18 protein-coding genes are annotated in these 23,159 nt (G+C 73.6%); 14 read left to right on the top strand and 4 right to left on the bottom strand.

Translation table 11 applies throughout. The annotated features are described in order from the left end of the window. Window positions 1-60 precede the first annotated feature (60 nt). Complete coding sequence (locus tag EKG83_RS49860; protein ID WP_033432040.1) at window positions 61-2,544, top strand: tetratricopeptide repeat protein; 2,484 nt, start codon at window positions 61-63, stop codon at window positions 2,542-2,544. Between the two features lie 95 nt (window positions 2,545-2,639). On the opposite strand, the gene EKG83_RS30855 is transcribed toward EKG83_RS49860, so the two are convergent. The 3 genes from EKG83_RS30855 to EKG83_RS30845 form a co-directional block, all read right to left on the bottom strand. Beyond that, window positions 2,640-4,142, bottom strand: coding sequence for an MFS transporter (locus EKG83_RS30855; protein WP_033432039.1), 1,503 nt, complete (start codon window positions 4,140-4,142; stop codon window positions 2,640-2,642). Between the two features lie 53 nt (window positions 4,143-4,195). Next, window positions 4,196-5,788 (bottom strand): FAD-binding oxidoreductase, encoded by a 1,593-nt coding sequence (locus EKG83_RS30850; RefSeq protein ID WP_033432038.1) that lies wholly within the window; start codon window positions 5,786-5,788, stop codon window positions 4,196-4,198. A 142-nt stretch (window positions 5,789-5,930) separates the two neighbouring features. Next, window positions 5,931-6,623, bottom strand: coding sequence for a GPR1/FUN34/YaaH family transporter (locus tag EKG83_RS30845; protein WP_033432037.1), 693 nt, complete (start codon window positions 6,621-6,623; stop codon window positions 5,931-5,933). 188 nt (window positions 6,624-6,811) lie between these two features. Between EKG83_RS30845 and pabB the strand changes: the two genes are divergently transcribed. From pabB to EKG83_RS30785, 12 genes are all read left to right on the top strand, one after another. Beyond that, window positions 6,812-8,884, top strand: a complete 2,073-nt coding sequence (gene pabB, locus EKG83_RS30840; protein WP_051766183.1) for an aminodeoxychorismate synthase component I — start codon at window positions 6,812-6,814, stop codon at window positions 8,882-8,884. Further along, complete coding sequence (locus tag EKG83_RS30835; protein WP_033432036.1) at window positions 8,881-10,347, top strand: 4-hydroxyphenylacetate 3-hydroxylase family protein; 1,467 nt, start codon at window positions 8,881-8,883, stop codon at window positions 10,345-10,347. The genes pabB and EKG83_RS30835 overlap by 4 nt, the downstream gene beginning before the upstream one ends. A 40-nt stretch (window positions 10,348-10,387) precedes the next feature. After that, window positions 10,388-10,795: a hypothetical protein gene (locus EKG83_RS30830; protein WP_051766182.1), complete on the top strand. Its 408-nt coding sequence runs from the start codon at window positions 10,388-10,390 to the stop codon at window positions 10,793-10,795. Continuing rightward, window positions 10,792-12,546 carry an ABC transporter ATP-binding protein gene (locus EKG83_RS30825; RefSeq protein WP_051766181.1) on the top strand — a complete coding sequence of 585 codons (1,755 nt, stop codon included), beginning with the start codon at window positions 10,792-10,794 and terminating at the stop codon, window positions 12,544-12,546. Before EKG83_RS30830 ends, EKG83_RS30825 begins: the two co-directional genes overlap by 4 nt. Beyond that, a complete protein-coding gene (locus EKG83_RS30820; protein WP_084716607.1) occupies window positions 12,543-14,360 on the top strand; it encodes an ABC transporter ATP-binding protein in 1,818 nt (605 codons plus the stop codon). The genes EKG83_RS30825 and EKG83_RS30820 overlap by 4 nt, the downstream gene beginning before the upstream one ends. Window positions 14,361-14,365: 5 nt before the next feature. Further along, window positions 14,366-15,820 (top strand): FAD-dependent monooxygenase, encoded by a 1,455-nt coding sequence (locus EKG83_RS30815; protein WP_211269147.1) that lies wholly within the window; start codon window positions 14,366-14,368, stop codon window positions 15,818-15,820. A gap of 109 nt (window positions 15,821-15,929) precedes the next feature. Then, window positions 15,930-16,619, top strand: coding sequence for a class I SAM-dependent methyltransferase (locus EKG83_RS30810; protein ID WP_194282952.1), 690 nt, complete (start codon window positions 15,930-15,932; stop codon window positions 16,617-16,619). Window positions 16,620-16,636: 17 nt separating this feature from the next. Further along, the gene (locus EKG83_RS30805; protein WP_033432034.1) at window positions 16,637-17,455 is read left to right on the top strand and encodes a DUF5602 domain-containing protein; all 819 of its coding nucleotides are present in this window, start codon (window positions 16,637-16,639) and stop codon (window positions 17,453-17,455) included. Window positions 17,456-17,457: 2 nt separating this feature from the next. Continuing rightward, entirely contained in the window at window positions 17,458-18,369 is a 912-nt protein-coding gene (locus tag EKG83_RS30800) for a thiamine pyrophosphate-dependent dehydrogenase E1 component subunit alpha (protein ID WP_051766178.1), read from the top strand. Beyond that, a complete protein-coding gene (locus tag EKG83_RS30795) occupies window positions 18,366-18,596 on the top strand; it encodes an acyl carrier protein (protein ID WP_033432033.1) in 231 nt (76 codons plus the stop codon). Before EKG83_RS30800 ends, EKG83_RS30795 begins: the two co-directional genes overlap by 4 nt. After that, entirely contained in the window at window positions 18,593-20,689 is a 2,097-nt protein-coding gene (locus EKG83_RS30790; RefSeq protein WP_033432032.1) for a 2-oxo acid dehydrogenase subunit E2, read from the top strand. The genes EKG83_RS30795 and EKG83_RS30790 overlap by 4 nt, the downstream gene beginning before the upstream one ends. Window positions 20,690-20,704: 15 nt before the next feature. Beyond that, window positions 20,705-21,715, top strand: a complete 1,011-nt coding sequence (locus EKG83_RS30785) for a 3-oxoacyl-ACP synthase III family protein (RefSeq protein WP_033432031.1) — start codon at window positions 20,705-20,707, stop codon at window positions 21,713-21,715. Window positions 21,716-21,745: 30 nt separating this feature from the next. On the opposite strand, the gene EKG83_RS30780 is transcribed toward EKG83_RS30785, so the two are convergent. Next, on the bottom strand, window positions 21,746-22,477 hold the full coding sequence (locus tag EKG83_RS30780) for an MBL fold metallo-hydrolase (protein ID WP_033432030.1): 732 nt from the start codon (window positions 22,475-22,477) through the stop codon (window positions 21,746-21,748). A 111-nt stretch (window positions 22,478-22,588) separates the two neighbouring features. Here EKG83_RS30780 and EKG83_RS30775 point away from each other — a divergent pair, with 111 nt between their 5' ends. Beyond that, complete coding sequence (locus tag EKG83_RS30775) at window positions 22,589-23,146, top strand: TetR/AcrR family transcriptional regulator (protein ID WP_033432029.1); 558 nt, start codon at window positions 22,589-22,591, stop codon at window positions 23,144-23,146. Window positions 23,147-23,159: the final 13 nt, after the last annotated feature.

Below are 23,159 nucleotides of genomic sequence, written 5' to 3'. Positions count from 1 at the left end.
CGGTGGTTGGATGGCGTTGGCGGTGAGGGGGTGCGCGTGGCTGACGCCGGGTGGCCATCGGTGTCGCAGTCGGCATGGGCGTATTCGGGGGGCAAGGTCCAGCAAGCCGGCCGCGACCTGTACAACTTCCAGCTGCCCGAGGGGCGCGGGGCCGGCGTGGTCTCGGTGACGCCGCCGCGGGCGCGGCTGCCGGGGCACCTGCGCGGCCGGGACGCGCTCTCGGCCGACCTGGCGGGCCTGCTGGACGACCCGCCCGGCCGGCTGGTCGTGCTGCACGGCGCGGGCGGGTACGGCAAGAGCACCCTCGCGCTGTGGCTGGCCTGTCACGCCGACGACCGGGGCGTGCCGGTGTGGTGGGTGTCGGCCCACCACGGGCAGGCCCTGGCCGACGGTCTCCGCGAGGTGGCGCTCCGGTCCGGCGCGGACCTCGGCGAGGTCGAGATGGCGTGGGCGAACCGGGGCAGCGCGCCGGACCTGCTGTGGCGCGTGCTCAACGCCCGCGACGGCCGGTGGCTGCTGGTGGTGGACAACGCGGACGACGTGCGCTCCCTGGCCGGCGGGGGTCGCGTGGCGGACGGCACCGGCTGGCTGAGGCACCCCGCCCCCGGCGGCGGGCTGGTGGTCGTCACGAGCAGGCAGGGCAACCCGTCGGCCTGGCCGCGCGGCAGCGACCTGCGCGGCCTGGCCCCGCTCGACGTCCCGGCCGCCGGTCGCGTGCTGATCGACCTGGCCGGCCCCGGGGCGGGTGGCGCGCCGGACGCCGAGCGGCTCGGCGACCGGCTCGGCGGCCTGCCGCTGGCGTTGCGGCTGGCGGGCAGCTACCTGGCGATGAGCGACGACGTGCTCCGCGTGCCGGGCACCACCGCGCCCCGGACGTTCACCGACTACCTGGCGGCCCTGGACGAGCGGCCGGCCCTGCTCGACGCACCGCCGGGCGACCACGACGACGAGCGCGACGAGCGCGAGCTGATCACCCGCACCTGGGAGCTGTCGCTCGACCTGCTGGCGAGCCGCGGCCACGACCTCGCCCGCCCGCTGCTGCGGTTGCTGTCCTGCTTCGGCCCGGCCCCCATCCCGGTGGACCTGCTCGACGCGGCGCTGCTGGCCACCGTGCCGATGTGGGCGTCGATCACCCCGGACGCGCTGGCGCGGCTGCTGCGGGCGCTGCTCGACCTGGGCCTGGTCGACCGCGGCGACCAGGCGGTGGGCCTGCACCGCCTGATCCGGGAGACCAACCGCCGGCACGTCGGCGCCGAACCCGGTGCCGAGCAGCACGCCGCCGCCCTGGCCCGGTTGGTCGACGCGGCCTCCGGGCTGTCCCTCAACTCGGCGAACTGGTCCCGGTGGTCCGCGCTGGCCACGCACGCCGAGGCGGCGCTGGACCTCTGCCGGGCCCACCTCGACCGGGTCCCCGCCGATGCGGTGCGGTGCGCGATCGGGGCGGCCAGGGCGGCGATCCTCTTCCGCCGGGCCGTCGGCGACCTGGACCAGGCCGCCGCCGACTCCCGCGTGGTCGTGGAGGTGCTGGAGGAGGTCCAGGGGGAGCACCACCCCGACACGCTCGCCGCCAAGGTCGACCTGGTGACCGTGCGCGGCCACCGGGGATCGCCCGCCCGGGCCGAGGCGGAGCTGCTGGAACTGCTGGAGCTCCAGCGGCGGGTGCTCGGCGAGGGCCACCTGGAAACGCTGCGCACCGGACAGGCGCTGGCCGGCCGGATCGCCGACCAGCGGCACTGGTCCAGGGCCGAGCGGGTGTACCGGGAGACGAGGGAGGTCGCCCTCCGGGAGCACGGGCCGGACGACGAGAGCGCGTTGGCCTGTTGGCAGGGCATCGCCCAGACCCTCTTCTTCCAGGGGCGCCTGGACGAGGCCGAAGCCGAGTACCGGGAGGCGCTCGGCGCCTTCCGCCGGGTGCTCGGCGCGGAGCACAACGGCACGTTCGTGGTCTGGCAGGGGTACGCCGACGTGCTCGCCGCGAAGGGAAAGGCCGCCGCGGCGGTCCGGGAGTTCCGGCCCATGCTGCGCGCCGGTGAGCGCATGTGGGGCGAGAGGGGCGAGACCACGCTGGCCGTCCGCAGCGGTCTGGCCGTGGCCCTGCGCCGCTCGGGCAGGTGCGCCGAGGCCGCGGACCACTACCGCGCGATCCTCGACCTCGGGCTCCCGGTCTACGGCGAAGCGCACCCCGGCATGCTGGTCTGCCGGTGCAACCTCGCCGGCGCCCTGGTGGAGCTGGGCGACGTCGACCAGGGGAGGTCGGAACTGGCCAAGGCCCTCGCCGTCCAGCGCCGGGTGTGCGGCGAAACCCACCCCGACACGCTCCAGACGGTGTTCGAGCTGGCGTACCTGGACCTGGCGGACCGCGGCGACCCCGGTGGGCGCCAGGGGATGCGCGACTTCCTCGCCGCCGCCCGCCCGGTCCTCGGCGGGGGGCACCCCCTGGTGCGGGCGGCCGAGGAGGTCCTGAGCCGGCCGCTGCCGCCGCACCGATCGCGGCCCCCGTCCCGGCACGAGCGGCGGCGACGCCGCCCTCGCGGAGGCGGCTGAGCCGCGGCTCCCCGCGGCCGCGGTCCCCCCGCCGACGCGCACGAGCACGGCCCCGGCGGCGGGGAGGCGCCGCCGGGGCCGTGCCCGCAACCGGGTCACGCGGTCGTGTGCGTCACCTCGCGCCCGGGTGCCGGCGCGGCGGCCGGCGGGGCGGCGGCGCGGTTGCGCCCGCCCACGAGGAGCGACACCAGGGCGATGGCGAGGGAGAACGCCGCACCCGTGGCGAAGCTCGCCGTCATCGACGCCTCGAACACCAACCCCTCCACGGCCTCCGCGGGCACGTCGGCGGGTGGGTTGGCGGCCGCGGCCGCGCCGGCCGTGGTCGCGACCGCCACGATGATCGCCAGCGAGAGCGAGGAGCCGACGTTCTGCACCGCGCTCACCACGCTGGACGCCGAACCCGAGCCCTCGTCGTCCACGCCCGCGGTGGCGCGGATGGTCGCCGGGATGGTGGTGAACGCCAGGCCGGCGCCCACGAGCAGCAGCGACGGCAGGACCGCGGTCCAGAAGCTGTCGCCCGCACCCAGCCTGGTCAGCCACAGGTTGGCGCCGAGCAGCATCAGCGCGCCGAGCACGATGACGGTCCGGGCGCCCAGCCTCGGCTCCAACCGGGCGGCCAGGCCCGCCGCGCCCACCATGCCGACCGACACCAGCAGGAACGCCAGCGCGACGGTCATCGGGGTGTAGCCGAGCACCATCTGGAAGTACTGGCCCAGGAAGAAGAAGATGCCGATCTGCGCGCCCGGCATCAGCAGCAGCGCCAGGTAGGCGCCGACCCGGCGCCGCTCGGTGAACAGGCCCAGGTCGAGCAGCGGGTCCCTGGTCCGCCTGGTGATCACCACGAACAGCCCGAGCAGGACGGCGGCACCGACGAAGCAGCCGATCACCGGACCGGTCCGCCAGCCGCCGCTCTGCGAGTTGGCCAACGCGTAGACCAGCGCCACCAGGCCGATCGTGGAGACCAGCGCGCCGGGGAAGTCGAACCGCCCCGACTGCCGCGGCGTCTCGGCGACCACCGCGGGCGTCACGGCCAGCAGCACCAGGCCGATCCCGCCGGCCAGCAGCATCTGCAGCTGCCACGACCCGAGCGCGCCGAGCGCGCCCGCGACCAGCAGGCCGACCGCCGCGCCCGTGCCGCCCGCGATGGTGTAGACGCCGATCGCCCGCCGCCGCAGCGGGCCGTCCGCGAACGTGTTCAGGATCAGCGCGAGCACGCACGGGGTGGCCAGCGCCGCACCCGTGCCCTGCACCGCCCTGGCCGCGATGAGCGGCCACGCGTCGGGCGCCACCGCCCGGGCCAGGCAGCCCACCGAGTACAGCGCCATCCCGACCAGGAACACCCGGCGCTTGCCCAGGATGTCGCCGAGCCGCCCGCCGAGCAGCAGCAGGCCGCCGAACGGCAGCAGGTAGGCGTTGACCACCCAGCCCAGCTCGGTCTGGGTCAGCTGCAACGCCTCGGCGATCTGCGCCAACGAGATGTTGACGACCATCTCGTCGACCAGGATGAGCCCCCAGAAGCTGACCACGACGGCCAGCGCGACCGCGGTGCGGCCCCTGATGCGGTCGGCCCGGCCTGCGACGGGCTGTGTTTCGGACATGGCGGCTCCTTGTGCGTTGGGACTCCCGTGGTGCAGGTTCAGGTGGGCGCGGCTCAGGCGGGCACGATGGACATGCCGTGCTTGAACACGTGGCGCGGGTCGTAGCGCTTCTTGATCCGCTGGAGGCGCGGGTAGTTGGCGCCGTAGTACAGGGCGTGCCACGGGACCCCGGACGTGTTCCAGGCCGGGTCGAGCAGGTCGCTGTCGGCGTAGTTGATGAACGCGCCGCCGTTGATGGCGTTGGGCACGGGGACGCCGCCGGTGTCGGCGTAGACGTCGCGGTAGAGGTTGCGCACCCACGTCATGTGGGTCTCGTCCTCCCACTCGCCGGTCCAGCCGCCCGCGGTGAAGTAGACCCGCAGGATGGAGTCGCGGTGCACGGCGGCGGTCGCGTCGGGTGCCACGGCGTTGATCCGGCCGCCGAACCCGGTGATGTTCACCAGCGCGTTGGGGTTCGAGTAGTTCGTGTCGGTGAGGTACCGGTAGATCGTGGAGATCTGCTGGTCGGTGTAGCCCTTGCGGAGGTCCGCGGTCTTGTTCTTCTGCCTGCCCGACGGGTCGCTGACCCAGTTGCGCGGGTCCAGCCAGGAGGTGACCTCGCCGAAGTCCGACATCGGGGGGACGCCGACGCCGGTGGTGATCGCGTCGAAGTGCGCGTTGAGCATCGCCTCGGCGTCGGGGACGGTGTCCTCGATGCCCGCGAGCAGGCCGATGGTCCCGGCCGAGGCGTGGTTGGCGAACAGGGTGCCCCAGATCTTGTTGTTGGGCGAGTTCGGCCCGCTGTTCTGCTCGAACCAGTTGCAGTAGTTGCGGATCAGCCGGATGAACGCCTGCTCCGACATCGAGTCCCAGGACCACATGACCATGCGGGCGCGCTGGTTGCCGGTCCTGGGGAGCAGCCTGGTGGGGTCGGTGGAGGTGACGCCCGGCGTGCGGAACCAGTAGCGGGTGACCACGCCGAAGTTGCCGCCACCGCCGCCGGTGTGCGCCCACCACAGGTCGCGGTTCGGGTCGTTGGGCTCGCGCGTGGCGGTGACCAGCCTGGGCGTGCCGCCCGAGTCGACCGTGACGACCTCCACGGCGTGCAGGTGGTCGACGGTGATGCCGTACCGGCGGGAGTAGAAGCCGTACCCGCCGCCGGGGATGTGCCCGCCGACGCCGACGGCCGCGCAGCCCGTGCCGGGGATCATCAGGCCCCAGCCCTTGAACAGCGTCTCGGCGACCTTGCCGATGGTGGCGCCCGGCTCGACCGCGAAGGCGCGCCGCGACTCGTCGTAGTAGACCTCGTCGAGCTGCGACAGGTCGATCAGCGCCTTGATGTCCGGCGTGGTGGTGAAGTTCTCCATGCAGTGCCCGCCGGACCGGACGGCGATGCGCTTGCCCGCCGCGACGGCCTCGCCGACCGCGTCGACGACCTGCTGCGGCGTGCCGACCACCTTGGCGTAGTCGGGGGTGCCGGTGAAGCGGGTGTTGTGGGCCTGCTGGATGCTCTTGTACCGCGGGTCGCCCGCGGGGATCGTGGCGGGGCCGAAACCGCACGCGCCGTAGGCGGTCGGGCCCGCGGCCGCGACCGACGTCCCCGCCACCAGGCTCGCTCCGCCGGCGGCCGTACCGGCCAGGAATCCTCGACGGGTCAGTCCGTTCATCTTCCACCTCTGGATCACGTGTGCTTCGGCTTGGCACTTCAGGGGATTCGATCCCCCTCGGTCCCGGCGGCGGGTCCTCCGCCGCCGGGACCGAGCAAGACGACCGGTGCAGCTTTCTCAGACCTGTGGTGCACTGATCGGGTCAGCGCTTCACGAAGGGCTTTCCCATGGGGAAGGGCTTGCCGCCCAGGGCCGAGTTCACCGCGCTGGCGAACAGGTACATGCCGACGACCGGCATGATGAACAGCGCCGCGACACCGGGGTGCAGGATGAACGGGTCGCCACCCGCGCCCGGCCGGGCGATGCTCACGGCGGAGAACAGCGTGATCAACGAGAAGTCGATCAGCACGAACAGGATCGTGTAGACCTTCTGCAGGCGCAGCGTGGCGAAGGTCAGCACGACCATGGTCACGAACCAGATCAGCAGGAAGTTGGCCTGCGCACCGCGCTGGGCGGGCTCGGGGAGCTTGCCGAACCAGTCGTTCAGCAGACCCAGGACCAGCCCCGAGAAGCTGAGCCAGAAGGTGCCGAACAGGCCGAAGATCGAGGCGTACACGCCCTCGTTCCGGCGGACCGCCCAGGCGGCGGAGGCCAGCAGCAGCAGGCCGGCCAGGACCATGATCGGCAGCGGCGCGGCGAGCGTGCTGGGGATCGTGGTCTGGTTGAAGCCGGTGAGGAACAGCGCGAGGGACAGCGCCGAGATCGCGAACGCGGGGAAGCCCAGCAGGGCGGGGCTCGCGCTCAGGGAGACGGGCACCTCGGCGGTGGCGGGAGCGGTCGCCTGGCCGACCGGGTGGCCGTTCGTGCTCTGGGAGGGAATTGCCGTTGTGGTCATGAGACTCTCCGGTTGCTCGACATCTGGCGAACCGAAAGCTAGCCGCCGCCGTTATCACTTTAGTAATCGCGCGCCGTCGAAATAGTCTTCGACCGCTCTCAGCCCGCTCTTGCGGTCTTGTTCGCGCAGAACAGGTCCCATTTACTGCGACGAGGGGCACCAGACATTCCGGCCGAAATGGGGGTTGTATGCGCACACTGCTCATCGACAACCACGATTCGTACACCTACAACCTCTTCCAGTTGATGGCCGAGGTTTACGGCACGCCGCCGGTGGTGGTGACCAACGACGACGAGCGGTGGGACGGGCTGGCGGTCGAGGACTTCGACGCGATCGTCGTCTCGCCCGGTCCGGGGCACCCGGCCCGGGACCGGGACCTGGGCGCCGTGCGCGACGTGCTGCGGCGCACCAGCGTGCCGCTGCTGGGCGTGTGCCTCGGGCACCAGGCGATCGCGCTGCTCGCCGGTGCCGACGTGGTGGGCGCGCCCCGGCCCCGGCACGGGCACCTGACGCGCGTGCGGCACAACGGCTCGGGCCTGTTCGACGGGCTGCCGCAGGACTTCGTGGCGGTGCGCTACCACTCGCTGTGCGTGCCCGCCGACGGGCTGCCGCCGGTGCTGGAGCCGACCGCGTGGGCCGAGGACGGCGTGCTGATGGGGCTGCGGCACCGGGAGCGGCCGATGTGGGGCGTGCAGTTCCACCCCGAGTCCATCGCCTCCGAGCACGGCGCCGCGCTGATCGAGAACTTCGGCCGGGTCGCGGCCAAGACGCTGGCCGAGCAGGGCCGGGCGCTCGGCGCCCCGGTCGTGGTGCCCGCGCCGCGCGCGGTGGCGCCGGCCCCGGTCGTGCCCGCGGCGCCGCCGTGGCGGGTGCGCCACCGCGAGCTGGGCCGCCAGGTCGACGCGGCCGCCGCCTTCACCGCCCTGTTCGCCCACCTCGACCACGCGTTCTGGCTGGACAGCAGCCGGGTCGAGCCGGGCCTGTCGCGCTTCTCGTTCCTGGGCGCGCCGGAGGGGCCGCACGGCGAGGTGCTGACCCACCGCGTCGACGACGGCCAGGACTCGGTGTTCGACGTGCTGCGCGCCCGCCTCGCCGAACCCGTCGCGGACGCCCCCGACCTGCCCTTCGACCTCGCCGCCGGCTACGTGGGCTACTTCGGCTACGAGCTCAAGGGCGAGCTGGGCTCGCCCAACCGGCACCGCGCCGCGACGCCCGACGCGGTGTGGATGTCGACCACCCGGCTGGTCGTCGTCGACCACGAGCTGCACCGCACGCACCTGGTCGCGCTGACCCGCTCGGCCGACGACCCCGCCGCGGACCGGTGGCTGGACGAGACCGAGCGCGTGCTCGCCGACCTGGTCCCGCTGCCGGAGTCCCGGCGGGCCCCGGTACCCGGCTACGACCCCGGGCCGGGCCTGGTGCGGCAGCGGCAGTCCTACCTCGACGACGTCGAGGCGTGCCGCCGCCAGCTGCACGCCGGCGAGAGCTACGAGATCTGCCTGACCACCAGGACGACCCTGCCGCTGGACATGGACCCGCTGGAGCTGTACCTGGTGCAGCGCCGCGCGAACCCCGCGCCGCAGGCCGCGTTCCTGCGCCTGGGCGAGGTCTCGGTGCTGTGCTCCTCGCCCGAGCGGTTCCTGCGCGTGACGCGCGACCGGACGGTGGAGTCCAAGCCCATCAAGGGCACCTCGCCGCGCGGCGCAGACCCGGTCGAGGACGAGGTGCTGCGCGCCCGGCTCACCGAGGACCCGAAGGTGCGCGCGGAGAACCTGATGATCGTCGACCTGCTGCGCAACGACCTGGGCCGGGTGTGCGAGGTCGGCTCGGTGCACGTGCCCCGGTACATGGCCGTGGAGAGCTACGCGACCGTGCACCAGCTCGTGTCCACCGTGCGCGGCACGCTGCGCGGGGACGTGGACGCGATCGCCTGCGTGCGGGCGTGCTTCCCGGGCGGCTCGATGACCGGGGCGCCGAAGCTGCGCACCATGGAGATCATCGACCGGCTGGAGGACACCCCGCGCGGCATCTTCTCCGGCTCGATCGGCTTCCTCGACCGCAACGGCACCGCCGACCTCAACATCGTCATCCGCACGGCCGTCGCCGAGGGCGGCCGCCTCTGCATCGGGGCGGGCGGCGCGATCGTGCTCGACTCCGACCCGGTCGACGAGTTCGACGAGATGCTGCTCAAGGCCCGCGCGCCGATGCAGGGCCTGGTCCCCGCCGCACCCCCTCTGAGCCTGCTGGAGGCACCGCGATGACGCGCACCGGCAAGGAGTACCTGGAATCGCTGCGCGACGGCCGGGTGATCTGGCTGGACGGCGAGCTGGTCGACGACGTGACGACCCACCCCGCGTTCCGGCGTTCGGTGGGCTCGATCGCGGACCTGTACGACATGACGCACGACCCGGCGCACGCCGACGCGCTGACCGTGCCCGGCCCGGACGGCGAGGGGCGCGTGCTGCGGGCGCACCAGATCCCGCGGAGCAAGGAGGAGCTGCGCGCCAAGGGGCGTGCCTTCAAGCTCTGGTCGGAGGCCACCTTCGGGTTCTTCGGCCGCTCCCCGGACTACATGGCCTCCGCCGTGGCCGGGTTCGCCACCGTGCCGGAGGTCTTCTCGGCCGGGGAGTTCGACGGTTCGGCCAACGTGCTCGCGCACTGGCGGCGGATGGCCCAGGACGACCTGTACCAGGCGCACACCCTGGTCAACCCGCAGATCGACCGGACCAGGCCGCCGTCGGAGCAGGAGGAGGACGACCTGTGCCTGCGGGTGGTGGCCGAGCGCGGTGACGGGATCGTGGTGCGCGGCGCGAAGATGATCGGCACGGCCGCCGCGTTCGCCGACGAGATCCTGGTCGGCGTCACCCAGCGGATGGCGCCGGCCGAGGCCGACTACGCGGTCAGCTTCTCGGTGCCGGTGTCCGCGCCCGGCGTGAAGTTCGTCAGCCGCACCTCCTACGAGGGGCGCGCCACCAGCGTCTTCGACTACCCGCTGTCGAGCCGGTTCGACGAGAACGACGCGCTGGTGGTCTTCGAGAACGTGTTCGTGCCCTGGGACCGGGTCTTCGCCTACCGCGAGCCCGAGGTGTGCCACCAGCAGTTCTGGCGGACGCCCGCGTTCGTGAGCTTCGTCCACCACGGCGCGATCCGGCTGTGGACGAAGCTGGAGTTCCTGGCCGGCGTGGCCGTGCTGGTGGCGCGGGCCAACAACACCTACGACCTGCCGCCGGTGCGGATGCAGATCGGCAAGCTGATGGCCTGGGTCAACACCGCCAAGGCCGTCGCGGTCGCGATCGAGGACGGCGCCGAGGCGGTGCCCGGCGGGAGCGGTGCGGTGATGCCCAACCGGGAGATGTCCTGCGCGCAGCTCGCCATCGGGCCCGACCTGTACCCGAAGGTGCTCAACGAGGTCAAGCTGCTCGCCGGTGGCGGGCTGATCCAGCTCCCGGCGTCCGTCCGGGACCTGCGGCACCCGGAGGTGTCGGCCCTGCTGGGCAAGTACGTCCGGTCGCCCGGGCACGACGCCGAGGCCCGCATCAAGCTGCTCAAGCTCGCCTGGGACGCGCTGGGCAGCGAGTTCGCCGGGCGGCACGACCAGTACGAGCGGTTCTACCACGGGTCGCCGCACGTGTACCTGCCCGCGCTGGTGCGGGAGGGCGACCCGGACGCGTACGCGGCGCTGGCCCGCCGGTGCCTGGACGGCTACGGGCTCGACGACGCCTGAACCCCCACCCCGAACGCCCACACCCGAGAGGACTTCAGAGATGACCGCCATCGGAGCACCGCCGGGCAGCAGACCGGGGGCGCGGGCCGCGACCCTGGCCGCGTTCCGGGTCGTCATGTCGTCCCTGCTCGTCCTGCACGGGGGTGCGGGCCTGGTCGGCGCGCTCTCCGGCACCGCAGGCCCGGCCTGGCCGTGGCTGGGCGCGTCGGTGGTCGCGGTGGCCGCCGGCGTGCTCGTGCTGCTGGGCCTGCGCACCCGCACCGCCGCGCTGGTGGCCGCGGCCTCCATGGCGTACTCCCACCTCGCGGTGAGCTTCCCGGCCGACGTCCCGGTGCCCGACGGCGCCGAGCTGACGCCCGTGTTCGGCTGGACGTTCCTGCTGCTGGCCCTGTTCGGGCCCGGCGCGCTCGCGCTCGACCCGGTGCTGCGGCGCCGCGGGCGACCGTGAGCGCGCGGCCGGGGGAGGGGCCCGTCACCCACGGCAGCCTGCTGCGCGCCTACCTCGGGCCGCAGCGGGCGAGCGTGGTGGTCATGGTGGTGCTGCTGCTGGTCTCCATCCTCCTGGAGGTCGCCGAGCCGCGGATCGTGGCGCACTTCATCGAGTCCGTGCGGCTGGGCGCGGCGGAGGGCACCCTGGTGGGCATCGCGCTGCTGTTCCTGGGCGTGGCCGCGGGGCGGCAGGTCGGCCGGGTCGTCGCGGCCTACGCGAGCGAGCGCGTCTCCTGGACGGCGACCAACGCGGCCCGGGAGGACCTCACCGCGCACGTGCTCGACCTGGACCTGGGCTTCCACGAGTCGCGGTCGCCCGGTGAGCTGATCGAGCGGATCGACGGCGACGTCAACGAGGTGGCCGAGTTCTTCTCCAGCCTCATCGTGCACCTGGTCGGCAGCGTGCTGCTGGTGCTGGGCATCCTGACCGCGCTGACCGTGCTGGACTGGCGCATCGGGCTGACCTTCGCCGCGATCACCCTGGTCGGCCTGGTCGCGCTGACCAGGGTCGCCGCGATCGCCACGGTCAAGTGGGAGGACGACCGCGAGCAGAGCGCCCGGTTCTTCGGCTACGTCAGCGAGTCGCTGCGGGCCACCGAGGACCTGCGCTCGGCGGGCGCCACCGGGCACGCGATGGCCGGGTTCCACCGGCGGCTGCGGGCGTGGCTGCCGGTGAAGGTGCGCGCCGAGACGTGGGGCAGCGCGATCTGGGTGGTGCTGTCGCTGGTCTTCACCGCCGGCATGGCGTTCGCCTTCGGCTACGCCGGGGTGTTCTACCAGAACGGGACCGTGTCGTTCTCCGGCGCCTACCTGGTCGTCGCCTACGCCACCATGCTCACCACCCCCATCGAGGTGCTGCGGCTCCAGGTGCAGAAGCTCCAGCAGGCCGGTGCCGCGATCCGCCGGATCGCCGAGCTGTTCGGCGAGCGGTCCACCGTGCTGGACGGCTCGCGGCCGCTGCCGCCCGGCGCGCTGTCGGTGCGGTTCGAGCGGGTGGGCTTCGAGTACGCGGGCGACGGCGGCGAGCGCAAGACGATCATGGAGGAGCTGTCGTTCGAGGTGCCCGCGGGCCAGGTGCTCGGCCTGGTCGGGCGCACCGGCGCGGGCAAGAGCACGATCGCGCACCTGCTGTCCCGGATGTACGACCCGGGGCGGGGCCGGGTGCTGCTGGGCGGGGTCGACACCCGGGAGGCGACGCTGGCGTCGCTGCGGGCGCAGGTCGGCCTGGTGACGCAGGACGTGCAGGTCTTCGACGCGTCCCTGCGGGACAACCTGACCTTCTTCGACGGCGCGGTGACCGACGAGCGGTTGCTGGCCGTGCTCGACGAGCTGGAGCTGGGGCCGTGGCTGGCCACGCTGCCCGCCGGGCTGGACTCGCGGATCGCGCCGGGCACGCTGTCCGCCGGGCAGGCGCAGCTGCTGGCGCTGGCGCGGGTGTTCCTCCGGGACCCGGGCCTGGTGATCCTGGACGAGCCGTCGAGCAGGCTGGACCTGGTCACCGAGGCGATGGTGGAGCGGGCGCTCGACCGGATGCTGGCGGGCCGGACCGCGATCGTCATCGCGCACCGGCTCGACACCATCCTGCGCGCGGACCGGGTGCTCGTGCTGGACGGCGGCGCCGTCGTGGAGAGCGGCGCCACCTCGGACCTGCTCGGCGACCCGGGATCGCGGTTGGCCGAGCTGCACCGGATCGGGAAGGTGCTGCGATGAGCGCGCCGGGCCAAGTGGACGAACGGCCGGCCGCGTCGCGGTCGGGGCAGGCGGGCGCGGTGCCGCCGACGCTGGCGTTCCTGTGGCGGCTGATCACCTACAGCCCGTGGCGCTACCTGCTGGCCGCGGCCGGCTGGGCGGTGTTCCACCTGTGGCCGCTGCTGCCCGGCGTGCTGGGCAAGCTGCTGTTCGACGTGCTGGAGGGCCGGGCGGCGCCGGGGCTGACGGTGTGGACGGTCGTGGCGATCGTGGTCGCGGGCGGCCTCGCCCGGTGCACCGCCATCGTCGGCGCCACCGCGGCGTGGGCCGGCTGGTACCTGCGGGCCCGCGGGCTGGTGCAGCGCAACCTGCTCGACCGGGTGTTCCGGCTGCCCGGCGCGCAGGCGATGCCCAAGACCGTCGGCGAGAGCCTGTCCACGGTCCGCGACGACAGCGACGCCATCGCGCTGATGGGCGGCTGGGGCTTCGACATGCTGTCGGGCATCACCTTCGCGGTCGGCGGGCTGGCCATCCTGCTCAGCGTCGACGTGCGGACCACCGTCATCGTGATGGTGCCGCTGGCCGTCGTGCTGGCGCTGGCGCAGCTGGCGCGGGCCAGGGCCTACCGGGTCCGCGAGCAGAGCCGCGAGGCGACCGCCCGGGTCACCGGCACCATCGGCGAGATCGTCACCGCGGTGCGCGCGATCAAGGCCGCCGACAAGCGGGAGGAGGTCGTCGACCGGCTCCGCGCGGACAACCGGGTGCGCAAGGGCGCCATGATCCGCGACCGGGTGCAGAGCCTGGCCATCGACTCGGTGTTCAACAGCACCGCCAGCCTGGGCGCGGGGCTCGTGCTGCTCGTCGCGGGCGCCCGGATGCGCTCCGGGGAGTTCACCACCGGCGACTTCGTGCTGTTCGCCACCTACCTCATGCAGGTCGCCGAGTACACGTACTTCATGGGCTACCTGGTCCGGACCTACCAGCAGTCCGGGGTGTCGTTCGTGCGCGCGGCGGAACTGCTCCAGGGCGCCCGGCCGATGACGCTGGTCGACCACCACCCGCTGCACCTGAAGGCCGAACCGCCGCCGCCCGCCCCGGTGCCCCGGGCCGAACCGCTGCGGGAACTGGAGGTCCGGTCGCTGACCCACGTCTTCCCCGGCACCACCCGCGGCGTGCGGGACGTGTCGCTGACCATCAAGCCGGGCACGGTGACCGTGGTGACCGGCGAGGTCGGCTCGGGCAAGACCACCCTGCTGCGCGCCGTGCTCGGCCTGTACGCGCCGCAGGGCGGCGAGATCCGCTGGAACGGCGAGCGCGTCGAGGACCCCGGCGACTTCATGGTGCCGCCCCGGGTGGCCTACACCCCGCAGACCCCGGTCCTGCTGTCCGGTTCGGTCCGGGAGAACGTCCTGCTGGGCCTGCCGGACGACGGGCGGGTCGAGCGGGCCGTGCACACCGCCGTGCTCGCACCGGACCTGGCCCGGCTGGACGCGGGGCTGGACACCGAGATCGGCGTGCGCGGCGTGCGGCTGTCCGGCGGCCAGGTCCAGCGCACCGCCGCCGCCCGCATGTTCGCGCGGGAACCCGCGCTGCTGGTGATGGACGACCTGTCGAGTGCGCTCGACGTGGAGACCGAGCAGGAGCTGTGGCGGCGCATCTTCGCCACCTCGACCACGTGCCTGGCCGTGTCGCACCGGCCCGCGGTGCTCGAACGCGCCGACCAGGTGCTGCTGCTCAAGGACGGCCGCGTCATCGCGGCGGGACCGCTCGCCCGGCTCCTGGAGACGTCCGCGGACATGCGGCTGCACTACCGGACCCCACCGACTGAGGAGTGATCGCGTTGGCACCGAGGGTGATCGTCGTCGGCGCGGGGCCCACCGGCCTCGCGCTGGCCGCGGAACTGGCCGAGGCGGGCATCGAGTGCCACGTCCTGGAGAAGCGCTCCCGGCGCGCCGAGCTGTCCCGGGCGTTCACGATGGAGCCCCGGACCATGGAGCTGCTGGACCTGCGGGGCCGCGCGCACGGCCTGCTGGAGCACGGCAGGCCGTGCCCGAACCCGCCCGTCGGCGACGGGACGTACCTCGACTACGGCCTGCTGGACACGCCGTTCCCGTTCAGCCTCATCATCCCGCAGCACCGGACGGAGGGCGTGCTCCAGGAGGCCGCCGAACGCGCGGGCGCGGTGATCCGCCCCGGCGTCGAGGTGGTCGCGCTGCGCCAGGACGACACCGGGGTGGAGGTCGACGTGCGCGGCCCCGACGGCACCACCACGTCCGAGCGCGCCGACTACCTCGTCGGCTGCGACGGGGTCAACAGCACCGTCCGCGCCGCCGTCGGCGTCGACTTCGACGGCTGGAACTACGACGACTCCGTGATCATGGGCGACTGCCGGCTGCGCAACCCGCCCTCGCCACCGGCGTACGCGCGCATCACCAGGCGCGGCATGGTCGCGGTGTTCCCGTTCCGCGACGACACCTACCGGGTCATCGTCTTCGACCACGAGAAGATGAAGCTGCCCGCCGACCTGCCGCTGTCGCTGGAGGACCTGCGCGAGAGCTGCACCGCCATCCTCGGCGTGGACGTCGAACCGCACGACCCCGTGTGGCTGTCGAGGTTCCGCAGCTCCCAGCGGCACGCCAAGCGCTACCGGGTGGGCCGCGTGCTGCTCGCCGGCGACGCCGCGCACACCCACATCCCGTCGGGCGGCCAGGGCCTGCAGACCGGCATCCAGGACGCGATCAACCTCGGCTGGAAGCTGCGCGCCGAGATCGAGGGCTGGGCGCCGCCCGGCCTGCTCGACAGCTACGAGGCCGAGCGCTACCCGATCGCGGCGGAGACCCTGCGCAAGACCGACCTGTCGTTCCGCTTCGAGACGTCCAACGGCGTCGGCGCCCGGCTGGTGCGCTGGGTGGTGACCAAGCTCGTCCGGGTGAAGGCCCTGCAGCGGCTCAACCTCGCCCACCTGGCCGGGCTGACGCTGTCCTACCCCCGCGGCGACGGCGGCGCGTGGGCTGGCCGCCGGGTGCCCGACCGGCCCGTGGTCGGCGGCCGGCTGCACGAGTGCTTCCGGGACGGCCGGTTCGTGCTGATCGGCGCATCCGCCGGGGAGTGGTCGGACCGCGTCCGCGAGGCCCAGTTGGTCGAGCCGATCGCCCGCCGCTGCCCGGCGGTCGTGCTGGTGCGCCCGGACGGCTACGTCGCCTGGGCCGGCCCCGAGGCGGGCCCGGAGCTGGCGGACGCGCTGCGCCGGTGGTGCGGCGAGCCCGCGCGGCGGTACGCGTCGAGAGACGTCTGAGACTCCCCGCGCGAACACTTCGGAGGGGAAGCGCAGGGCCACCGAGAACGTAAGGGGACGCAGCATGCAGCACTATTCCGCGGAATCGTACGGTGAGGCCATCGCTGCGGTGTTCGACATCGTCAACGACGACCCGGTCGAGGTGGCGGGCATCGTGGACTTCCTGCGCGGCGTCGCCGGGGACGGCCCGGTGCTGGAGGCGGGCATCGGCACCGGCCGCATCGGCCTCCCGCTGGCCGCCTCCGGGGTCGAGCTCTACGGCGTCGACATCAGCCAGGACATGGTGGACCAGCTGCTGGCCAAGCCGGGCGCCGACAAGATCACCGTCGCCGTCGGCGACATGAACGACGTCGACTTCGGCCGGGAGTTCTCGCTGGTCTACCTCGCCCAGGGCACGTTCGGCGCCCTCCTGGAGGCCGACGCGCAGCGGCAGTTCCTCAAGTCGGCGCGCAAGCAGCTCGCCGACGGCGGCCGGCTGGTCGTGGAGACGATGGAGGTCGACGACTCCCGCTTCACCCACGACCAGTACGTCACCACGTCGCTGCTCGACGTCACCCACGTGGTGCTCAGCGCGGCGATCCGCGAGCCCGAGCAGCAGTTGCTGAGCATCCAGAACGTCCTGCTCAGCCAGCACGGCATCCAGCTGTACCCGGTGAAGTTCCGCTACTACACCGCGGCCGAGCTGGACGAGATGGCCGACCAGGCCGGCCTGCGGCTGCTGGAGCGCTACTCGGACTGGCGCAAGGCCGACTACACGCCGGGCGACCTCCGGCACATCTCCGTCTACGGCACCAACTGAAAGAGGGGAAGGCTCCCATGACCACCTCACGCAGACGAGCCCGCCGCGGCCTCGCCCTGGTCCTCGCGGCGGGCACCGCCGCGGCCGGGATCGCCGCGTGCGCGCCCAGCCGCGCCAGCACCGACGGCGACGGCAACCTGACCGTCCTGGGCGACACCGTGGCGATGGGCCTGGGCATGATGAAGCCCTACGTCACCGTCGACAAGGAGGGCAAGCCCACCGAGGTCGGCATCCGGGTCACCGCCGCGGCGCTCAACGGCCTGCCGCAGGGCGAGACCCCGACGCACTGGATGGTGACCTTCCCCGAGGAGGCCGGGCCGACCGTCGTGGAGAACGCGATGGTCAACTGGTACCCCAAGGGCCGCAAGCCCGCCGAGATCTTCGGCGAGCCGCAGATCGCGTTCCACTTCTACACCGTCGACGCCAACGAGGCGATGACCATCGACCCCAAGGCCGAGCCCGCCAAGGCCACCCACCTGCTGGACGACAAGTACGTCGCCGAGGACTACATCCCCGAGCCCGGCGACCCGGTGGAGAAGACCGTGGCCAAGATGGGCCTGCACTGGCTGGACAAGACCCGCGAGTTCGGGCCCGGCAAGCCGGAGTTCACCGAGGTCTTCGTCAACGGCTCGTGGGACGGCAAGCACATCTTCCTGGAGCCGCTGGCCACCCGGAAGTTCCTGCTGACCAAGCCGAACGTGGTCGCGCCGGTCAAGCAGCCCAAGGCGTACCAGAAGGGCGGCTACTACCCGACCGAGTACACCATCCGCTACGACGAGCCGACCGACGAGTACGTGATCTCCATCGGCGACATGGTCCTGCGGCAGGCGTCCTGACCATGAACGCCCTGTCGGACGAGGACGTGGAGCTGCTGGTCGGCATCCGGCACTTCGAGCTGGCCCTGCTGCGCGTGTTCGGCGAGGGCAAGGTCAACGGGACCACGCACACCTGCCTGGGGCAGGAGTACGTCCCGGTGGCGCTGGCACCGCTGCTCGACGGTGACTTCGTGCTCAGCAACCACCGCGGGCACGGGCACTACCTGGCGAGCTTCCGCGACCCGGCCGGCCTGCTCGCGGAGATCACCGGCCGGGCGGGCGCCGTGTGCTCGGGCGTCGGCGGCAGCCAGCACGTCCACCGGGACGGGTTCCTGTCCACCGGCGTGCAGGGGCAGAGCCTGCCCCTGGCCGTCGGGCTGGCCCTGCACTACAAGCGCACCGGCGCGAACCGGGTGGCCGCCGCCTACATCGGCGACGGCACCTGGGGCGAGGGCTCGGTGTACGAGGCGCTGAACATGGCCTCGCTGTGGCGGGTGCCGGTGCTCGTGGTGGTCGAGCACAACGGCATCGCCCAGTCCACGCCGACCGGCGCGCAGCTGGCCGGCACCATCGGGGACCGGGCGCGGGCGTTCGGCGTGGACTTCGTCGAGATCACCACGCACGACGTGCCCGCCATCCGGTCGGTGCTCGCCCCGGTGGTGGCGCGGGTGCGCCACGAGCACCGGCCCGCGGTCGTGCAGTTCACCACCCGCCGGCTCGGCCCGCACAGCAAGGGTGACGACACGCGGTCGCCCGAGGAGGTCGAGGCGCTGCGGGCGGCCGACTGGTACGGCGAGCTGGCCGCCTCGCTCGGCGAGCGGTTCCGGGCCGTCGACGAGCGGGTGCGGGCCGAGGTCGAGCGGGTGGTGGCGGAGGTGGAGGCGCGTCCGCCCGCGGAGTGGGCGGACCTGGTCGAGGCGGGGGTGTCGCGGTGAGCGAGTTGGTCAGCCTGGTGGCGGCGGTGCTGCGGGTCCCGGCGGACGAGGTCGACGACGAGACGGGCAGCGCGACCACGTCCGCGTGGAGCAGCCTGCGGCACATGGAGATCGTGGTCGGCGTCGAGAAGACCTACGGCGTCCGCCTCACCCCGCGCGAGGCCCGGTCCTGCCGGTCCGTGCGGGCGCTGCGCGACGTCCTGGTGGGCAAGGGGGTCACGCCGTGACCGCCCTCCCGCCCCGCGTGGTGGAGAACCTGAACTCGGCGCTGCGCAGGCTGTTCGCCGAGCGCCCCGACCTGTACCTGCTCGGCGAGGACGTGCTCGACCCGTACGGCGGCGCGTTCAAGGTCACCAAGGGCCTGTCGACCGCGCACCCCGACCGGGTGCTGGCCACGCCGCTGAGCGAGGCCGGGATCGCCGGGGTCGCGGGCGGCCTCGCGCTGGCCGGCGACCAGGTCGTGGTGGAGGCGATGTTCGGCGACTTCGCCTCGCTCATGTTCGACCAGGTGCTCAACCTGGTGTCGAAGTCCGTGACCATGTACGGCAAGCGCAAGCCGATGCGCGTGCTGTTCCGCTGCCCGGTGGGCGGCAACCGGGGTTACGGCCCCACGCACAGCCAGAGCGTGCAGAAGCACTTCCTCGGCATCCCCAACCTCTCGCTCTACGAGACCACCCCGTTCCACGACGCGTACCCGCTCGTGGCGCACGCGCTGGACCACGGGCCCGCGATGCTGTTCGAGGACAAGGTCCTCTACACGCGGCGGCTCCACCGGGACGGCGTGGTCGACGCGTCGTACCGCTTCTCCCTGGTCGGGGCGGCACCGGGCTGGGCGCACGTGACGCCCGTCGACGGCGCGCCCGCCGACGTGGTGCTGCTGTGCCCGGGCGGGGTCGCGCACCGCGCGCTCGCCGCGGCACACGCCCTGCGCGAGCGCGGCGTGACCGCGCACCTGCTGGTGCCCGCGCTGCTGTACCCGCTGGACGTGGCGCCGGTGCTGGAGCTGGTGGCCGCGGCCGGGCTCGTGGTGGTGGCGGAGGAGAGCACGGCCGGCGGCACGTGGGGCGCGGACGTCGCGGCCGTGCTGCACGAGCGGCTGTGGTCGCGCCTGGCCGCGCCCGTGCTGAGGCTGTCGTCCGCGGACTCGATCATCCCCACGGCCCGGCACCTGGAGGAGCGGGTGCTGCTGGGGGAGCGGCACATCGTCGACGCCGTGGTGGCCGCGCTGGAGGTGCGCGGGGAGGGCGCTGCCGCGCCGGAGGCCGTCGTGCCCGGCGCGGCGCCGCTGGCCGGGGTGCCCGTCACCGCGCCGAAGCTGAACAACAACGACGCGACGTACCTGGTGGCGGCCTGGCTGGTCGAGGACGGCGCGGTGGTCGAGCCCGGAACGCCGCTGGTGGAGCTGGAGACGTCGAAGGCGATCGAGGAGATCGAGGCCGAGCACGGCGGGGTGCTGCGGATCGTCGTGCCGTCCGGGGCCGAGGTCGAGGTGGGCGCGCTGATCGCCGAGGTGGTGGCCCCGGGTGCCGCGCGGGCAGTGCCCGCCGCGCCCGTCATGCCCGCCGTGCCCGCGCCCCGCGAGCCCGTCCCGCGGGTGCTCGCTCCCCGGGCCCCGGTCGCCGCGGTCCCCGCGCCCCGCACGTACGCGCTCGACCGGGTCCAGCAGGGCACGGCCGCCGTCGTCAGCCGCGCCCACCGCGAGGTGCCCGCCGCGTTCACCGCCGTCGAGGTCCGGGTCGACCAGCTGCTGGAGCGGCTGCGCCGGCTGTCCGAGGAGACCGGCGCCGACGTGGGGCTGGCCGAGGTCGTGGTCAAGGCCGTCGGCTCGGCGCACGCCGACTTCCCGCACCTGTTCGGCAGCCTCGTCGACGACCGCACGGTCGCGCTGGTCGACACCGCCGACGTGGCCGTGACCCTGGACGCCGGGCGCGGCCTGTTCACCCCGGTGGTCCGCGACTGCGCCGGCCGGTCCATCGCGGACGTCGCCGACGACATGATGGACTTCCGGATGAAGGCGTGGCGCGCGGAGTTCACCTCGTCCGAGCTGACCGGCGGCGCGATCACGGTGTCGCTCAACACGGACGACGACGTGCTGCTGGTCCAGCCGATCGTGATGTGGCCGCAGCTGTGCATGCTCTCCGTCGGCGGCCTGCGCGAGCGGGTGGTGCTGGAGGACGGCGCGCCGGTCGCCGCCACCGTCGTCGTGCTCGGCCTGGCCTACGACCACCGCGTGGTCAACGGCACCGACGCGGTCGGTTTCCTGAAGTTCGTCGCGGACGGCCTGCGCAGGCCGGACCGCCTGGAGAAGCTGGTCGGGTGAGCCCGGGAGGTCTCGGTGGCGTACGGCATGGTCGCGTTCGGCACGGCGTTCGGCGAGGAGGTCGCCGTCAAGGACGTCGTCGCCGAGTACACGGAGGACGTCGAGCGCGTGCTCGGCTACGGCTACGACCACATCCACCGCGCACCGGCCGGCGTCGGCCTGACCGACCTGGCCGCCGAGGCCGGGCGCGCGGCCCTGGCCGGCGCGGGCGTGGCCGCGCGGGACGTCGACCTGCTGGTCCTGGCGGTCACCGACATCACCGAGTACCTGTACTGGGACGCGGCGGCCGCCGTGGCGCACCGCCTGGGCCTGCGCCGCGCCGAGGCGGTGCTGGTGGACCAGGGGTGCGTCGGCGGCGTCACCGCGTTCGACACGGTGGCGGGCCGCTTCGCCACCCACCCCGACCACCGGACGGCGCTGGTGATCGGCGCCAACCGCACCGCCGAGACCTACTGGAACCGACTGGACACCAACTCGCTGCTGTTCTCCGACGGCGCCGCCGCGGCGGTCGCCACCCGCCACGCCGGTTCGCTGCGCTGGCTCGCCTCGCACGCCGAGACCGACGGCCGCTACGCCGACTTCTTCCGCATGGACGTGGGCGGCGCCGCGGCGCCCTTCACCGCCGGCGCCGAGCCGCCCACCACGCGCGACGCGTGGGACGTCATGCAGCACTTCGAGTACGACACCGAGCGCTTCAGCGCCTTCGCCCAGGAGATCAACGACCGGACCGCGCGCGCCGTGCACCGGGCGTGCAAGCGGGCCGGCGTCACCGAGGACGACCTGGGCTGGCTGGTGCTGCTCAACGACAACCCGCGCGTGCTGACCGAGCAGGCCGACCTGGTCGGGGTGCCGGCGGAGCGGACGAACCTGGACTGGGCCACCCGGCACGGGCACTTCGGCGCCGCGGACCACCTGTTCGTGCTGGCCGCCCTGCACGAGTCCGGCGAGCCCGCCGCCGGCGACCTGGTCGCGCTGGCCGCGAACGGGCGGGGGATGCACTGGGCCTCGGCGCTGCTGTCCTGGTAGCCGGCAGGCCCGCGGCGCTCGGGGGCCTGCTCAGCGGGCCTTCGGTTCGGTGGCGGCCGTCGCCCTGATCCGGCGGACCGCTTCGTCGAGGCCGCCGTCCCACGGGGTGCCGTGGCCGGGGAGCAGCCAGGTCGCGTCGACGTCGGCCAGCCGGTCGAGCGAGGCGAGGGCCTGCTCCGGGTCGTCGGTGAACGGGGCCGGCTGCGGGCCGAGCCTGCCGGTCAGCACGTGGCGGGTGGTCAGGGCGTCGCCCGCGAAGACGGCGTCGGCGGCGGGGACGTGGACGGCGATGCTGCCGGGCGAGTGGCCGGGCATCCCGATGACGCGGGGCGCGCCCGGCAGGTCGAGCACGTCGCCGTCCGCCACCTCGACCACCTCGGTGAGGTAGGTGGTGCGCAGGCCGCCCTTGCGGGCCGCGTACCCGAGGAAGCGGGCCGTCGCGCCCAGCTTCACGGGGCCCCCGGAGGCCCTGCTCTTCGTCTCGCCCCGGGCGCGGGCGGCGTCGGCGGCGTGGACGTACACCGGGACGCCGTGGTCGCGGCGCAGGCGTTCGGCGAAGCCGAGGTGGTCGCTGTCGCCGTGGGTGAGCACGACACCGCGGATGTCGCCGGTGGCACGGCCCAGCGCGGCCAGCTCGGCGGTCAGCTCGCGCCAGTGGCCGGGCAGCCCGGCGTCGATGACGGTGACGCCCTCGTCGGTCACGACCAGGTGGACCGCGACGATGTCGTTGCCGATGCGGTGCAGGTGGCTGCCGAGCTTCACGACGGTGCCTCTTCCTCGGTGGGGCGGTGGTGATGGCTACGGTACATAGCCATCATGGCTAATGTCCATAGCTATGATGGGATGACACCATCGCCGACCGGAGGAGTGCGGATGCCGACGCCCGAACGGACCTCGCTCGCGGAGATCGTCGCCGCGGCCCGGGACATCCTGGAGCGCGAAGGGCTCGCGAACCTGACCATGCAGGCGGTCGCCGCGCGCGTCGGCGTGCGGGCGCCGTCGCTCTACAAGCGGGTGCGCAACCGCGACGACCTCGTCCGGCTGGTCACCGAGGCCGCCATCCGCGACCTGGGCGAGCGGTTCGACGCGGTGCCGGTCGGCGGGGACGCCCGCGCGGACCTGCGGGAGCTGTGCCGGGAGTTCCGGGCGTTCGCGCACGCGCACCCGGCCGGCTACCGCCTGGTCTTCGCCGACTCCGGGGCGGGCAAGCCGGATGTCGGCTTGTTCGCCATGGCGGCGGCCCCCGTCCTGCGGGTCGCGGCGGAGCTGGCCGGCCCCGAGGAGGCCCTGGAGGCGGCGCGCACGATCACCGCCTGGGCGCACGGCTTCGTCAGCATGGAGCTGGCGGACGCGTTCAACCTGGGCGGGGACGTCGAGCGCGCCTTCGAGTACGGGATCGCCCGGATCGCGGACTCGCTGGCGAAGGGGTGAGCGCCCGGTCACG

This window comes from Saccharothrix syringae (assembly GCF_009498035.1).
Lineage (GTDB): Bacteria > Actinomycetota > Actinomycetes > Mycobacteriales > Pseudonocardiaceae > Actinosynnema > Actinosynnema syringae.
The sequence above is the reverse complement of the archived record's forward strand: the minus strand, read 5'-3'. Positions and strand labels throughout refer to the sequence as shown.

What these genes read in the sequence shown, in the direction of transcription:
- EKG83_RS30855 (WP_033432039.1), bottom strand. Translation starts at nt 4,142, where the DNA reads ATGTCCGAAACACAGCCCGTCGCAGGCCGGGCCGACCGCATCAGGGGC.
- EKG83_RS30850 (WP_033432038.1), bottom strand. Translation starts at nt 5,788, where the DNA reads ATGAACGGACTGACCCGTCGAGGATTCCTGGCCGGTACGGCCGCCGGC.
- EKG83_RS30845 (WP_033432037.1), bottom strand. Translation starts at nt 6,623, where the DNA reads ATGACCACAACGGCAATTCCCTCCCAGAGCACGAACGGCCACCCGGTC.
- pabB (WP_051766183.1), top strand. Translation starts at nt 6,812, where the DNA reads ATGCGCACACTGCTCATCGACAACCACGATTCGTACACCTACAACCTC.
- EKG83_RS30835 (WP_033432036.1), top strand. Translation starts at nt 8,881, where the DNA reads ATGACGCGCACCGGCAAGGAGTACCTGGAATCGCTGCGCGACGGCCGG.
- EKG83_RS30830 (WP_051766182.1), top strand. Translation starts at nt 10,388, where the DNA reads ATGACCGCCATCGGAGCACCGCCGGGCAGCAGACCGGGGGCGCGGGCC.
- EKG83_RS30820 (WP_084716607.1), top strand. Translation starts at nt 12,543, where the DNA reads ATGAGCGCGCCGGGCCAAGTGGACGAACGGCCGGCCGCGTCGCGGTCG.
- EKG83_RS30805 (WP_033432034.1), top strand. Translation starts at nt 16,637, where the DNA reads ATGACCACCTCACGCAGACGAGCCCGCCGCGGCCTCGCCCTGGTCCTC.
- EKG83_RS30800 (WP_051766178.1), top strand. Translation starts at nt 17,458, where the DNA reads ATGAACGCCCTGTCGGACGAGGACGTGGAGCTGCTGGTCGGCATCCGG.
- EKG83_RS30775 (WP_033432029.1), top strand. Translation starts at nt 22,589, where the DNA reads ATGCCGACGCCCGAACGGACCTCGCTCGCGGAGATCGTCGCCGCGGCC.